The 14,708-nt window shown below is 69.5% G+C and carries 13 protein-coding genes, 1 rRNA gene and 1 riboswitch; of the genes, 2 read left to right on the top strand and 12 right to left on the bottom strand.

What is annotated here, in order from left to right:
* The first annotated feature begins 26 nt into the window (after positions 1-26).
* Positions 27-446 (top strand): TOBE domain-containing protein, encoded by a 420-nt coding sequence (locus tag OO52_RS30675; protein WP_030656379.1) that lies wholly within the window; start codon positions 27-29, stop codon positions 444-446.
* A 54-nt stretch (positions 447-500) separates the two neighbouring features.
* Here the strand turns inward: OO52_RS30675 and gcvP are convergent, their stop codons facing one another.
* Entirely contained in the window at positions 501-3,386 is a 2,886-nt protein-coding gene (gene gcvP, locus OO52_RS30670) for an aminomethyl-transferring glycine dehydrogenase (protein WP_030656376.1), read from the bottom strand.
* A gap of 174 nt (positions 3,387-3,560) precedes the next feature.
* Positions 3,561-3,655: riboswitch (glycine riboswitch) on the bottom strand.
* 119 nt (positions 3,656-3,774) lie between these two features.
* On the opposite strand from gcvP, the gene OO52_RS30665 reads away from it, so the two are divergent.
* Positions 3,775-4,146 (top strand): PRC-barrel domain-containing protein, encoded by a 372-nt coding sequence (locus OO52_RS30665; protein ID WP_030656372.1) that lies wholly within the window; start codon positions 3,775-3,777, stop codon positions 4,144-4,146.
* On the opposite strand, the gene OO52_RS30660 is transcribed toward OO52_RS30665, so the two are convergent.
* From OO52_RS30660 to rrf, 11 genes are all read right to left on the bottom strand, one after another.
* On the bottom strand, positions 4,068-5,558 hold the full coding sequence (locus OO52_RS30660; protein WP_030656370.1) for a DNA polymerase IV: 1,491 nt from the start codon (positions 5,556-5,558) through the stop codon (positions 4,068-4,070). The genes OO52_RS30665 and OO52_RS30660 overlap by 79 nt on opposite strands.
* A 66-nt stretch (positions 5,559-5,624) precedes the next feature.
* Positions 5,625-6,308: a MerR family transcriptional regulator gene (locus OO52_RS30655; protein WP_106972091.1), complete on the bottom strand. Its 684-nt coding sequence runs from the start codon at positions 6,306-6,308 to the stop codon at positions 5,625-5,627.
* A gap of 261 nt (positions 6,309-6,569) precedes the next feature.
* Positions 6,570-7,043: a bifunctional nuclease family protein gene (locus tag OO52_RS30650; RefSeq protein WP_026253112.1), complete on the bottom strand. Its 474-nt coding sequence runs from the start codon at positions 7,041-7,043 to the stop codon at positions 6,570-6,572.
* An 85-nt stretch (positions 7,044-7,128) separates the two neighbouring features.
* The gene (ftsR, locus tag OO52_RS30645) at positions 7,129-7,866 is read right to left on the bottom strand and encodes a transcriptional regulator FtsR (RefSeq protein ID WP_030656365.1); all 738 of its coding nucleotides are present in this window, start codon (positions 7,864-7,866) and stop codon (positions 7,129-7,131) included.
* Between the two features lie 44 nt (positions 7,867-7,910).
* The gene (locus tag OO52_RS48080; RefSeq protein ID WP_199820043.1) at positions 7,911-8,741 is read right to left on the bottom strand and encodes an FHA domain-containing protein; all 831 of its coding nucleotides are present in this window, start codon (positions 8,739-8,741) and stop codon (positions 7,911-7,913) included.
* A 190-nt stretch (positions 8,742-8,931) separates the two neighbouring features.
* Positions 8,932-9,795, bottom strand: a complete 864-nt coding sequence (locus tag OO52_RS30635) for a DUF881 domain-containing protein (RefSeq protein ID WP_030656363.1) — start codon at positions 9,793-9,795, stop codon at positions 8,932-8,934.
* A 5-nt stretch (positions 9,796-9,800) separates the two neighbouring features.
* A complete protein-coding gene (locus OO52_RS30630; RefSeq protein WP_003988855.1) occupies positions 9,801-10,133 on the bottom strand; it encodes a small basic family protein in 333 nt (110 codons plus the stop codon).
* Entirely contained in the window at positions 10,130-11,038 is a 909-nt protein-coding gene (locus tag OO52_RS30625; protein WP_199820042.1) for a DUF881 domain-containing protein, read from the bottom strand. Before OO52_RS30625 ends, OO52_RS30630 begins: the two co-directional genes overlap by 4 nt.
* A 131-nt stretch (positions 11,039-11,169) precedes the next feature.
* Positions 11,170-13,665: a mannose-1-phosphate guanyltransferase gene (locus OO52_RS30620; protein ID WP_030656361.1), complete on the bottom strand. Its 2,496-nt coding sequence runs from the start codon at positions 13,663-13,665 to the stop codon at positions 11,170-11,172.
* Between the two features lie 114 nt (positions 13,666-13,779).
* Positions 13,780-14,388 (bottom strand): CDP-alcohol phosphatidyltransferase family protein, encoded by a 609-nt coding sequence (locus OO52_RS30615; RefSeq protein ID WP_030656360.1) that lies wholly within the window; start codon positions 14,386-14,388, stop codon positions 13,780-13,782.
* Positions 14,389-14,459: 71 nt separating this feature from the next.
* A 5S ribosomal RNA gene (gene rrf / locus OO52_RS54710) occupies positions 14,460-14,588 on the bottom strand.
* Positions 14,589-14,708: the final 120 nt, after the last annotated feature.

Raw genomic sequence — 14,708 nt, 5'->3', positions numbered from 1 at the left:
GGACCGGCGCTCTACGGTGGGTGCCCATGACCCTGAGCATCCGCAACCAGCTGCCCGGCACCGTCACCGAGGTGCACCCGGGCGAAGTCATGGCGACCGTCAAAGTCCGGCTCACCGGCGGCCAGGACCTCACCGCGGCCGTCACCCTGGAAGCCGTCGAGCAGCTCGGCCTCGCCCCGGGGTCCCCGGTGACCGCCCTGGTCAAGGCGACGGAGGTCTCGCTGGCCGCCAACCGGGTCGAGGGGCTGTCGATCCGCAACCAGCTGCGGGGCACGGTCATCCGTCTCTCGCTCGGCGAGGCCATGGCCACCGTCCGGGTCGCCGTGGAGGGCGGCGAACTCACCGCCGCGATCACGAAGGACGCGGCCGGGGACCTCGGCCTGTTCGTGGGCTCCGACGTCGTCGCCCTGATCAAGGCGACCGAGGTCGCGCTGGCGACGGCGTAGGAAAGCCCGAAGGCCCCGCCCGGAACCCGGGTGGGGCCTTCGTCAGCGGTTCGCTCAGTCCTCGTAGGCGTCCAGCGGCGGGCAGGAGCACACCAGGTTGCGGTCGCCGTAGGCCTGGTCGATGCGGCGCACCGGCGGCCAGTACTTGTCGGCGGCCGAGACACCGGCCGGGAAGACGGCCTCCTCGCGGCTGTAGGCGTGCGTCCACTCACCGCCGAGCGCGGCGGCGGTGTGCGGGGCGTTCCGCAGCGGGTTGTCCTCGGCGGGCCACGTACCGGCACCGACCTTCTCGATCTCCGCGCGGATGGCGATCATCGCATCGCAGAAACGGTCCAGCTCGGTGATGTCCTCCGACTCGGTCGGCTCGATCATCAGCGTGCCGGCCACCGGGAAGGACATGGTCGGCGCGTGGAAGCCGTAGTCGATCAGGCGCTTGGCGACGTCGTCGACGCTCACGCCGGTCGCCTTGGTGATCGGACGCAGGTCGATGATGCACTCGTGCGCGACCAGGCCGGCGGGGCCGGTGTAGAGCACCGGGTAGTGCGGCTCCAGGCGCTTGGCGATGTAGTTGGCGGAGAGCACCGCGACCTGCGTGGCGCGCTTGAGGCCCTCGCCGCCCATCAGACGGACGTACGCCCACGAGATCGGCAGGATGCCCGCGCTGCCCCACGGGGCGGCCGAGATCGGGCCCACGCCCGTCTCCGGGCCGGCCTCCGGCTGGAGCGGGTGGTTCGGCAGGTACGGCGCCAGGTGCGAGCGGACCGCGACCGGGCCGACGCCCGGACCGCCGCCGCCGTGCGGGATGCAGAACGTCTTGTGCAGGTTCAGGTGGGAGACGTCACCGCCGAAGTGGCCGGGCTTGGCGAGGCCGACGAGCGCGTTGAGGTTGGCGCCGTCGACGTACACCTGGCCGCCCGCCTCGTGGACCTGGGCGCAGATGTCGGCGACGTGCTCCTCGAACACACCGTGCGTCGACGGGTAGGTGATCATCAGCACCGCCAGCTCGTCGCGGTACTGCTCGATCTTGGCGCGCAGGTCCTCGACGTCGATCTCGCCGTCCTCGGCGGTCTTGACGACGACGACCTTCATGCCGGCCATCACGGCGCTGGCCGCGTTGGTGCCGTGCGCGGAGGACGGGATGAGGCAGACGGTCCGCTGCTCGTCGCCGTTGGCACGGTGGTAGCCGCGTACGGCGAGCAGACCGGCCAGCTCGCCCTGCGAGCCGGCGTTCGGCTGGAGGGAGACCTTGTCGTAGCCGGTGACCTCGGCGAGGCGGTCCTCCAGCTCGTGGATGAGCGTGAGGTAGCCCTGGGCCTGCTCGGCGGGCGCGAAGGGGTGAAGCTGCCCGAACTCGGGCCAGGTGACCGGCTCCATCTCCGTGGTCGCGTTGAGCTTCATGGTGCAGGAGCCCAGCGGGATCATGCCGCGGTCCAGCGCGTAGTCGCGGTCGGCCAGCTTGCGCAGGTAGCGCAGCATCGCGGTCTCGGAGCGGTGCTGGTGGAAGACCGGGTGGGTGAGGTAGGCGTCGGTGCGCAGCATCGCCTCGGGCAGGGTGTCCTCGGCGGTCTCGTCCAGCGCGTCGATGTCGCCCTCGACCCCGAAGGCGGCGAAGACGGCGGCCAGCTGGGCCCGGTTGGTGGTCTCGTCGCAGGCGGCCGAGACGTGGTCGGCGTCGACGAGACGCAGGTTGACCCCGTTGTCCCGGGCGGCGGCGACGACCTCGGCGGCCTTGCCTGGCACGCGCGCGGTGACCGTGTCGAAGTACGCGCCGTGGACGATCTCCACGCCACCGGCCTTCAGCCCCTCGGCGAGGATCGTGGCGTACCGGTGCGTGCGCCGGGCGATGGTCTTCAGGCCCTCCGGCCCGTGGTAGACGGCGTACATGCCGGCCATCACGGCGAGCAGCACCTGCGCGGTGCAGATGTTGCTGGTGGCCTTCTCGCGGCGGATGTGCTGCTCACGGGTCTGCAGGGCCAGGCGGTAGGCCTTGTTGCCGTCGGCGTCTACGGAGACGCCGACGAGCCGGCCGGGGAGGCTGCGCGCGAACTTCTCGTGTACGGCCATGTAGCCGGCGTGCGGTCCGCCGAAGCCCATCGGCACACCGAAGCGCTGGGTCGTGCCGACGGCGATGTCCGCCCCGAGCTCGCCCGGCGAGGTCAGCAGGGTCAGCGCGAGCAGGTCGGCGGCGACCGTGACGAGGGCGCCCAGCTCGTGCGCCTGGTCGATGACGGGCTTGATGTCCCGTACGGCACCGGAGGCGCCCGGGTACTGGATCAGCACGCCGTTGATCTCGCGCTCGGCGATCTCCGCCGGGATGCCGTCGCTGAGGTCGGCGACGACGACCTCGACGCCGGTCGGCTCGGCGCGGGTCTCGATCACGGCGATGGTCTGCGGCAGCGCGTCCGCGTCGATCAGGAACAGACCCTTCTTGTTCCTGCCCATGCGCCGGGACAGCGCCATGGCCTCGGCGGCGGCGGTCCCCTCGTCCAGCAGGGAGGCGCCGGAGGTGGGCAGGCCGGTCAGGTCGGCGACCATCGTCTGGAAGTTCAGCAGGGCCTCCAGACGGCCCTGGGAGATCTCCGGCTGGTACGGCGTGTAGGCCGTGTACCAGGCCGGGTTCTCCATGACGTTGCGCAGGACGACGGGCGGCGTGAAGGTGCCGTGGTAGCCCAGGCCGATCATGGACCCGAGGACCTGGTTGCGGTCGGCGAGCGAGCGCAGCTCGGCGAGCACCTCGGCCTCGGTGCGGGCGCCCGGCAGGTCCAGGGCATCAGCGTTCTTGATCACATCCGGGACCGCGGCGGCGGTCAGCTCGTCGAGCGAGCCGTATCCGACCTGCGCGAGCATCTTGGCCCGCGCCTCCTGGTCGGGCCCGATGTGGCGCTGCTCGAACGGGGTGCCCGCTTCGAGTTCGGAGAGCGGAATGCGATGGGCGGTCATTGCGGAGGCCTCCTGGTCTGACGCGACCTGCGAGGGGCACCACGGCGCGGGTACCCCGACGGCCTCCCCCTCTGTCATCTCGACCTGAGAGCTTCACCGGACGCCCATGAGCACCGGCTTTCCCCGTCGGTGAGGGCGGAAGCCGTCGACATCCGCCCTGCTTTCCAGAGTGACCTCGTCCGTGCGGTACGTGAGCCTGAGAGATTCCGGGGAGGATTTGCTCCTTCGGCGCCTCCGAGGTGGTCGGAGGACTCTCCCGCACGGGGTCAGCAGCCGCTGTCAGCCTACCAGCGAGGTCAACGCCGGGGCCTTCGAGTGGCCGCCTCCTTGAATGTGCTCTTTTGTAGTGCTTACGGATGAGTTGCGACCACGTGGAGGGAGAGGGACCGTGCAGACCGACATCGATCCACGCAACCTGATCGGCCGCAAGGCGTTCGACCGCAATGGCACCAAGATCGGCACCATCGACGAGGTGTACCTGGACGACGCGACCGGCGTGCCCGAATGGGCGGCCATACGCACCGGTCTGTTCTCCCGGGACGCCTTCGTGCCCCTGGAGCCCAGCGAACTCGTCGACGGCACCCTGCACGTCCCCTTCGACCGCGCCCTGATCAAGGACGCCCCCGACTTCGGCGTGGGCCGCCACCTCTCCCCCGAACAGGAACTCCAGCTCTACCACCACTACGGCCTCGACGTGGCCTCATCCCCCAAGGTCCCGGACCACGACTTCGGCAAACTGGCGGGCTCGGAAGAAACCTGATCGCGAGTTTCTTCCGGGGTCCGTGGCACAGCCCCGTGCGGGTCGCTGTCCGGGGGACCCGGACGGGCGAACGGGCGGGAAGCGTCCAGGACCAACGGCAGCGGATCAGCACCCTCCAGCGCGGGATCGTCGACGAGAAACGTCCGCACCCGCCCCGGAGGGGACTGCGGCGTCTCGAACCGCACGGTCACCCGCCCCAGCCCGCTCCCCTGCACCCACCCGTGCCCGAACTCGGCGTGCCGCACATCCTGCCCGGCCCGCCACTGCCGCTCGACAGGCTCCGCCCGCTCCACGACGGTCTCGGCGACGGCCTCCTCCGGTGCCTCCTCGACCCGCGAGGGCACCGCCTGGGCGAACAGGTCCTCCTGCGTGTAGTCGGCGAGCCCGGACACCCCCACCCCGAGCAGTCGCACCCCGCCTGTCGTGTCCACGGAGTCCAGCAGCCGCGCCGCCGCCTCGCGGATGACCACGGGGTCGTCCGTGGGCCCCCTGAGCGTCTCGGAGCGGGTCAGGGTGGAGAAGTCGTACCGCCGCACCTTCAGCACGATGGTCCGCCCGGACAGCCCGGCCTCGCGCAGCCGCCGCACGCACCGGTCGGCCAGCCGCTGCACCTCCAGACCGACCCGCAGCCGGTCGTGGATGTCCACGTCGTACGTGTCCTCCACCGACACCGACTTGGCCTCCCGCTCGGCCACCACGGGCCGCTCGTCCCGGGCCAGGGCCATGGCGTACAGCGCCTGCCCGTGCGCCTTGCCGAGCAGCCGGACCAGTTCGTCCTCGCCGGCCTGCGCCAGCTCCTCCACCGTGGTGATCCCGGCCCTGCGCAGATGGTCACCGGTGGCCGGTCCGACCCCCGGCAGGGTGCGCACCGGCATCGGCGCCAGCAGCGCCCGCTCCGTGCCCGGCTCGATGAGCACCAGGCCGTCCGGCTTGGCCTGCTCGGAGGCGATCTTCGCGAGCATCTTGGAGGCGGCGAGCCCCACCGATCCGGTGAGCCCGGTGACCGCCCGGATGTCCGCGCGCAGCTTCTCCCCGGCCCGCCGCGCCGACTCCTCGTCCCAGGCCGCTCTCCCGGCCTCCAGGTCCACGAACGCCTCGTCCAGACTCAGCGGCTCGACCAGCGGTGACAGCTCCCGCAGCAGCGCCATCACCTGCTCGCTGATCGCCCGGTACAGCGTGAAGCGCGGCACCAGATAGGCGGCGTTGGGAACCAGCCGGCGCGCCTGGGCCATGGGCATCGCCGAGCGCACCCCGAACACCCGTGCCTCGTACGACGCGGTGGCGACCACCCCGCGAGGACCGAGCCCGCCCACGACGACCGCCTTCCCGCGCAGGCTCGGCTTGGACGCCTGCTCCACCGAGGCGAAGAAGGCATCCATGTCGAGATGCAGGATCGTGGGCGCGTTTCTCACATCTCCGATGCTGCACCACGGCACTGACAACGGGTGATGCCGGAGCGCCCCGCGGGAGTGCGTCGGTCAGACCGCCCGGTTGCGACGCCGCGCCAGCTCGTCCGCGGGGTTGTGTCCGACGAGGGTCTCGCCGGTGTCGATGCGCTCGCCGTGCAACTGGGAGAGGGCGCTTTCCACGTCCCGCCACACCACGCCGACGGCGATCCCGAAGATGCCCTGACCGCCCTGGAGCAGGGCGTGCACCTCGTCCGGCGAGGTGCACTCGTACACGGTCGCGCCGTCGCTCATCAGGGTCATCCGCTCCAGGTCACGGAAACCGCGTTCCCTGAGGTGCTGGACGGCCGTTCGGATGTTCTGCAGCGACACCCCGGTGTCCAGGAACCGCTTCACGATCTTCAGGACGACGACGTCCCGGAAGCTGTACAGACGCTGGGTGCCCGACCCGTAGGCGGGCCGTACGCTGGGCTCGACCAGACCGGTGCGCGCCCAGTAGTCGAGCTGCCGGTAGGTGATGCCGGCAGCCGCGCAGGCCGTGGGCCCGCGGTAGCCGATCTCCTCGGACGTCATGGACGCCACCCCTCCGCCGTTCGGCACCGCCGTCGGCAGCTGCGGAGCGTGCTCCACCGCGCTGCCGGGATGGGCATGTCCCCCGCCTGAACGCGGCCGCGAGCTCGGGGGCGGGTACGGACCGCTCTCCCCGAAACCGCGTCCGGGGGCACCCCCAGCCGTACCGTCGCCGCTGGTTCTCACGCCGACCTCCGTCCTTGACCTGCCTTCTCGACGGTAGTGCAGTCACCAGGGGTGCGTCAACGATCGCCACACTCGGCACGCCGAGTGATAATCACCCAAGGAGTGGTTTCCCGTGTCCCACCGCGGGGAAAGGCTAGCCGAATGCGCTGGCGGGGGGCCGTAGGACGCTCTCACTGGCCGGAGGCAATTGCCGGGGCGCGGGCCGCGCGGGGCCACCGTCCGCCCCGGCGGAACCCGGGGCCGACGGGTCGGACCCGCGCCTCACTGACTGCTGGTGCCGAAGTCCTCGGGCGAGATCTGGTCGAGGAACTCGCGGAACTTCTCCACTTCGTCCTCCTGCTCGTCCGGAATGGCGATGCCCGCGTCGTCCAGCACCGTGTCACTGCCGTAGATCGGCGTTCCGGTGCGCAGGGCCAGCGCTATGGCATCGGAGGGGCGGGCGCTGACCTCGACCCCACTGGCGAACACCAGCTCCGCGTAGAAGACACCTTCCCGCAGATCGGTGATGCGCACTTCGGTCAGCTCCTGGCCGACGGCCTCCAGCACGTCCTTGAACAGGTCGTGGGTCAGCGGTCGCGCGGGGGCCATGCCCTGCTGGGCGAAGGCGATCGCCGTCGCCTCCCCCGGCCCGATCCAGATGGGGAGGTAACGATCGCCTCCCACTTCGCGCAGGAGCACGATCGGTTGGTTGGAGGGCATTTCGACCCGGACACCTACGACATCGAGCTCGTTCACACAGCAACCCTAGGCCGTGCCCGGGACGTTTGGGTAGTCGGGCCGGGAACAGGTGCCCGATCCGGCCGCTCCCCGGCCCGCCGTATCAGGGCAGCCGCACGCCGAGAGCGGTCTTCACCAAGGCCGCGTGCAGCTTCACCGTCAGGGCCGCCAGCTCCTTCGTACGGGCCTCGGCGTGTGCCCTGGTCTGGGGGTTGCGGTGGCGTTTGAGCGGGGCCACCACCTGGTCGACCAGGCCCGCCTCACGGTCGGCGGCGGCCTTCATCACCCGGAGGTGGCGCGGCTCGATCCCGAACCGGCCCAGCTCGGCGATGAGGGAGGCGACGGTGACGGCCTCGGCGTCGTACGCCCCGTCCTCCAGGGGAGCGATGAGCCCGTAGGACTCCCACTCCTTCAGGTCGTCCTCGTCGATGTCCGCGGCGGCCAGCAGCTCGGCCTTGCCGACCCGGGCCACCGTGGGCCCCTCCACGCGCGCGGGCACGTCGTCCGGCGTGCGCTGACGGCCCACCACGGGCAGCGGGACGGCCTCGCCCCGCTCCATGGCGTCCAGGTGCTCACGGATCACCTTGAGCGGCAGATAATGGTCCCGCTGCATCCGCAGGACGTGACCGAGGCGCTCGACGTCCCCGGCGCTGAACTTGCGGTACCCCGACGGGGTCCGCTGCGGCTCGATGAGCCCCTCCGACTCCAGGAAGCGGATCTTGGAGATGGTGACTTCGGGGAACTCGTCGCGCAGCACGTTCAGCACCGTGCCGATGCTCATCAGCCCACTGTCCCTGGCGGCGGTACCGCTTCCGGCACCGCCGCTCGGTGTTTGAAGCATGGACCTTCCCTGGGGGTCCCCCCGGACGTCAGTCCGGGGGCGGGTCAGATGCCCTGCCGGCTCGCGTAGAACACCAGCCGGTACTTGCCGATCTGCACCTCGTCACCGTTCGACAGGGCGACCTGGTCGATGCGCTCCCGGTTGACGTACGTGCCGTTCAGGCTGCCCACGTCGGCCACCGTGAAGGAGCCGTCCGGGGAGCGCCGGAACTCCACGTGGCGCCGGGAGACGGTCACGTCGTCCAGGAAGATGTCGCTCTGCGGGTGACGGCCGGCCGTGGTCAGGTCGCTGTCCAGCAGGAAGCGGCTGCCCGAGTTCGGGCCGCGGCGCACCACCAGCAGTGCCGAGCCCATCGGCAGCGCGTCCACCGCGGCCTGCGCCTCCGGGGAGAGCATCGGCAGCGGCGTCTGACCGGTCGCCTCGGAGTCGTACGCCTCCAGACCCGAGATCGAGATCGTGGACGTCGTCTCCGATGCCCGCTCGGGCGTCAACCCAGGACGCAGCGGCGCCCCGCAGTTGGAGCAGAACCGGGCGTTCTCCGCATTCCGGTTACCGCACCTCGTACATACCAGGACCGACATCGACGGATCCTCCTGCCGCGGCTGCCCCGCCGGGGCGTTGGACGCGTACGGGCCGGGAGTGAACCCTCCACCCGTACCTGAGGTTGACGGTTGCCCGAAACCTATGCCGCCGGACCGGGCAGGGTCAACAGACGCCGCGCCCTGACCTCCCGAAATGTCACCGCCCGGACCAGCGACCTGGTCCCGGAACAGTGGGCGCTGGCCCTCCGCGTCAGGCTGTGCGCGATGACGAGCGGTCGCGTTCTCGCTGCCCTCTCGCGCGCTCTTGCCGAACAACTTCGCAAACAACTTCACGGGCGATTCCCCTTGACCGAAACAGACCCGCCCGTGGGGCAGGACGAACCCTGATTGCCTACACCGGCCGAGCCGGACATTCTCACAACGTCCGTATCCATCAGACAGTTTCCACCACGCACCACCCCTTCGGTGCGCCGACCCCCCGCAACCTCATGCCCCTGCCGGACGGCCCCCATGCACCGCCGGTTCACTGGGAGGACGACCGAGCGTAGTCAGGCCGCTTCGCCTGTCGCAAGGCGTCCACGACGATCTTGTCCGACCGCTCGACGGTCGCCGTGGCCTGCTCCTTCTCCAGAGTCTGCACCACGCCTCCGGGGATGTTCAGCGCGGGCTCGAGGTCCTGCGGCTTGCCGATGACCTGGAAACGATAGGGCGCGTTGATCTTGTTCCCGTCGACGCTCACACTCTTGCCGGAGTCGGTGAAGTACGTACCGGCGACCACCCGGACACCGTTGACCTGGATCGCCTCCGCACCGGCCGCGCGCAACTCCTGGATCGCGTCGAGCAGCATGTCCGCCTGGACCGTCCCCTTCGTGTCCTCGATCGTCATGGTGATGCCGGGACCCTGCGCCGCCACGGTGCCCGCCAGGATGCCGAGTTGCCTCTCCTTCTCGGCGGTCTGCCGGCGCGCCTCCGCGGCCTGGTCGGAGCTGGTCTGCAGCTCCTGGCGCTGCTTCTCGAGTCCCTGCTTCTCGTCCTGAAGACGCTGAGTACGCGAATCCAGTTCATCGAGGATGCGTACAAGATCTTCTTGACGGGCACCCCGCAGCGCGCTGTCGGTGTCGCTGTTGGACGCCACCTGCACGGCCAGGCCGAAGCCGAGGCCGAACAGCAGCACCGCCACGATGAGTTGAGCACGCGTGAAGCGCGGCGGCCACAGCCCCTTGACGAGCCGCTGCCGGCCCGTCAGCGGCTGCTGCTGCTCCCCTTCGGCCGGCTGTCCCGCCTCGGGCGGGGGCGCGGGCACTTCCGCCGGAAGTTCCCTGCGCAACCGGTTCTCCGGCTGATCGTTCCGGCCGTTGCCGTCGTTGCTGTCGTTCTGTTCGCTCATCGGTGTCACGCCCGGAACACGTGCCGCCGGATCGCCGCGGCGTTGGAGAAGATACGGATGCCCAGGACCACGACGACCCCCGTGGACAGCTGCGCGCCCACGCCCAACTTGTCGCCGAGGAACACGATGAGGGCGGCGACGACCACGTTCGACAGGAACGACACCACGAAGACCTTGTCGTCGAAGATGCCGTCGAGCATGGCCCGCAGACCACCGAACACGGCGTCCAGCGCCGCCACGACGGCGATCGGAAGATAAGGCTCGACGACCGCCGGAACCTCGGGCCGGACCAACAGGCCGGCCACGACTCCCACGACGAGGCCCAGTACGGCGATCACGATGTGCCCTTCTCGGTTTTCTCTGACTTCGGCTGTGCTGTGCGTACGATCACACTGGGTGCGGCGGGCAACCGGACGTCGCCCTCCGCGGAGATGGTGGCGCGGATGCCGTAGTTCTCCTCCAGGGCATGCAGATACAGGCCGTCGGCACTGTTCTGGAACCGGGTGCTCAACCTCTCCTCGTCCCCCACCGCCAGCACCGTGTACGGCGGCACCAGCGGCCTGTTGTCGACCAGTATCGCGTCACCCGCGGCCCTGATCGCGGACAGGGCGGTCAGCCGCTGCCCGTTGACGGAGATCGCCTCGGCCCCGGAGGCCCACAGTCCGTTGACGACGCGCTGCATGTCGCGGTCCCGTACCCGGCCGGTGTCGGAGAAGCCCGACGTCTCCCGCGGGTTGGAACCGTCCCCGCCGCCGCTCGCCTCCTTGGCGTCGTTCACGACGAGCTTGACACCGGGACCGTGGACCGCGGTGGCACCCGACAGCAGACCCACCAGGTCCGCCTCGGCGCTGCCCCCGCTCGACTTCAGAGCCGCCCGCTGGCGCGCACTGACGTCGTCGCGCAGGGTGTCGACGGTGCTCTCGAGCTTGTCGGCGTCCGCGGTCTCGCTGTCGATGCGGTCGATCAGCTCCTGGCGCTCCTTGGCCACCACGGGCGCCGTCACCCGCGCCTGTGCCGCCCCCACTGTCACGACGAGCGCCGCGAGGACGAGACCGGCGGCCAGGCCCAGCTTGGCCCGGAGCGTCTTCGGCAGGCCGCCCTCGCCCTCGGACGTCCTCCGGGCGGCGGCCTCGGCGTACCCGTCGTCGAGGCTGTGGTCCATGACGTTGGTGATCAACGACATGGAGGCGTCCGGGCGCTGCGGCCGCGTGGGGCTGCTCCGAACGGGGGGTTGCTGCGGCATGCCGCACATCGTCGCATGTCGCGAGCAGTACCTCCGAACGGCCCCACCGGCGTGCCGGACAGGCCCCCTTGGGGGACACTTGTCCGGCACGCACGCGTGCAGCGGGTTTTGCCGTTCTCAGGCGCGGACGGTCACCGGCCGGCGCTGTCCACGACCGCCGCCCACTCGTCCAGCAGGGCCTGCGCCGAGGCGTCGTCCGGCCCTTCCGCCCACAGATGGGTGACCGCCTCGGCCGGGTCGGGCAGCACCATCACCCAACGCCCGTCGGTCTCCACGACCCGCACGCCGTCGGTCGTGTCGACAGAGCGGTCTCCTGCCGCCTCGACCACCCGTCGCATCACCAGACCCTTGACGGCCCACGGCGTCGCCAGGTCCCGCTTGAGGACGTGCGCCCGCGGGATCCGGGCATCGATCTGGCTGAGCGTGAGCTGCGTCCGCGCGACGAGACCGATGAGACGTACGAAGGCGGCCGTGCCGTCGTACACCCCACTGAACTCGGGGACGATGAACCCGCCCTTGCCGTCACCACCGAAGATGGTGCCCTCCTCGCGCCCCACGCGCGTGAGGTCGTCGGGCGAGGTGGTCGTCCACTCGACCTGCGTGCCGTGGTACGCGGCCACCTGCTCGGCGATCCGGGTCGTGGTGACCGGCAGCGCCACCCGTCCGCTGCGCCGCTCGGCGGCCACCAGGTCCAGCATGACCAGCAGCGCCCGGTCGTCCTCGATGATCCGGCCCTTCTCGTCCACGAGCGACAGCCGCTCGCCGACGGGGTCGAACCGCACACCGAACGCGGCACCCGAGGACGCCACGATCTCGCCGAGCCGCACCAGCCCCTTCCGTCGCATCTCGGCCGTCTCGGTCGGCCGGGACTCGTCCAGACCCGGGTTGATGGTCAGCGAGTCCACACCGAGCTTGCCGAGCAGGCTGGGCAGCACGAGCCCGGCGCTGCCGTTCGAGGCGTCCACGACCACCTTGAGGCCCGACTCGGCTATCCCGGTCGTGTCGACGTTCCGCAGCAGCGATCCGGTGTACGAGTCGAAGACGCTGGCCGGGAAGTACAGGTCACCGATCTCGCCGGGGAACGCCCGCCGGTACTCCTGGCGTGCGAACACCCGGTCCAGCTTGCGCTGGCTGCCCTGCGAGAGGTCCGCGCCCTGCCCGTCGAAGAACATGATGTCGACCGAGTCCGGGACACCCGGGGAGGTCCGGATCATGATGCCGCCGGCGCTGCCGCGCGCGGTCTGCTGCCGGGCCACGGGCAGCGGTACGTTCTCCAGGTCGCGTACGTCGATGGCGCTGGCCTGGAGCGCGGAGATCACCGCCCGCTTCAGCGCCCGGGCACCCCGGGAGTGGTCGCGGGCCGTGGTGACGGTGGAGCCCTTCTTCAGGGTGGTCGCGTAGGCGCCGGCGAGCCGCACCGCCAGCTCGGGCGTGATCTCCACGTTGAGGATGCCGGTGACGCCCCGGGCGCCGAACAGATGGGCCTGCCCCCGGGACTCCCAGATCACCGAGGTGTTGACGAAGGCACCGGCCTCGATGGTCTTGAACGGGTAGACGCGGACATTGCCCTGAACGATCGATTCCTCACCGATCAGGCACTCGTCACCGATGACCGCGCCGTCCTCGATCCGGGCCGCACGCATGATGTCGGTGTTCTTGCCGACGACACAGCCCCGCAGATTGCTGTGCTGCCCGATGTACACGTTGTCGTGCACTACGGCCTTGTGCAGGAAGGCACCGCTCTTGACGACGACATTGGAGCCGACGACGGTGTGCTCCCGGATCTCCGCGCCGGCCTCGACCTTCGCGTAGTCGCCGATGTACAGCGGCCCGCGCAGGACGGCGTCGGGATGCACCTCGGCGCCCTCGGCCACCCAGACACCCGGGGAGATCTCGAAGCCGTCGATGTCGACGTTGACCTTGCCTTCGAGGACGTCCGCCTGGGCCTTCACATAGCTCTCGTGCGTGCCGACGTCCTCCCAGTAGCCCTCGGCGACATAGCCGTAGATCGGCTTGCCTTCCTTCATCAGCTGCGGGAAGACATCGCCGGACCAGTCGACGGGCACATCGGCTTCGACGTAGTTGAAGACCTCGGGCTCCATGACGTAGATGCCCGTGTTCACCGTGTCGGAGAAGACCTGCCCCCAGGTCGGCTTCTCCAGGAAGCGTTCGACCTTGCCTTCCTCGTCGACGATGGTGATGCCGAACTCCAGCGGATTGGGCACGCGGGTCAGACAGACCGTGACGAGCGCACCCTTCTCCTTGTGGAAATTGATCAGCTCGGTGAGGTCGAAGTCGGTCAGGGCATCGCCGGAGATGACGAGGAAGGCATCGTCCTTCAACGCCTCTTCGGCGTTCTTGACGCTTCCGGCGGTACCGAGTGGCTTCTCCTCATTGGCATACGTGAGCTCCATGCCGAGCTCTTCGCCGTCGCCGAAATAGTTCTTGACGAGCGAAGCCAGGAACTGCACGGTGACAACGGTCTCGGTGAGCCCGTGCCTTTTGAGCAGCCGTAGCACGTGCTCCATGATCGGGCGGTTGGCCACGGGCAGGAGCGGCTTGGGCATGCTAGAGGTCATGGGGCGCAGGCGCGTGCCTTCGCCCCCGGCCATCACGACGGCCTTCATGTCGGAAGCGTCCTCCTCCAAGAGACGACGGTCTAGCCGACTTCACCCGTCCAGATTGTCCCGCACTTTTCCACCGCGGGCCATCGAGGCTTCAGGTCTGGACAATCACCGAGCTCAATCGGCCGTGGCGTCCGCGCGAACCAAGCGGCGGACCTGTACCACGTAAAGCACTCCTGCCCACCAGTAGAGGGTTGTACCCCATCCGGCGAACGCCCATCCGAAAATAGCAGCGAGTGACGCGATCCAACCACTTCCGTCACTGAGCAGCAGGAGCGGGAAGGCGTACATCAAGTTGAAGGTCGCGGCCTTCCCGAGGAAGTTCACCTGCGGCGGCGGATATCCGTGCCGGCGGAGGATGCCCACCATCACCAGGAGAACCAGTTCGCGGGCCAGCAGCAGGGCGGTCAGCCAGAGCGGCAGGATCTCCCGCCAGGTGAGGCCCACCAGAGTGGAAAGCACGTAGAGGCGGTCGGCGGCGGGGTCGAGAAGCCGGCCGAGGCTGCTGATCTGATTCCAGCGCCGGGCGAGCTTGCCGTCGAGATAGTCGCTGACACCGCTCAGGGCCAGCACGAGGAGGGCCCAGCCATCACTCTGGGGCCCGCCGAACTCCGGCCTGAGGATCAACCACAGGAAGAGGGGTACGCCGACGAGCCGCGCCATGCTGAGGATGTTGGGGATGGTGAGGACCCGGTCTGTCTGGACACGGGTCTCCTGGACCTCCACCCGGGGGCCTCCTGTGCGAAATGAACCAACGATGCCCCCCGACCTTACCTCAACGCAAAAAAGCTCCGGCCCCTGGGCAGTGCCCAAGAGCCGGAGCTTCAAAAGGAGTTCGGCGCCCCTGCAGTACCATCGGCGCTGTGAGGCTTAGCTTCCGGGTTCGGAATGTAACCGGGCGTTTCCCTCACGCTATGACCACCGAAACACTATGAAACTGAACGCCGCACCACGCTCTGTGAAACGTGGGGCTGTTCGTGGTTTCAGAACCAACACAGTGGACGCGAGCAACTGAGGACAAGCCCTCGGCCTATTAGTACCGGTCA

Origin of the sequence: Streptomyces flaveolus, assembly GCF_000716535.1 — a bacterium.
GTDB classification, from domain to species: domain Bacteria; phylum Actinomycetota; class Actinomycetes; order Streptomycetales; family Streptomycetaceae; genus Streptomyces; species Streptomyces flaveolus_A.
This window is presented reverse-complemented; position numbering and strand designations above follow the sequence as displayed.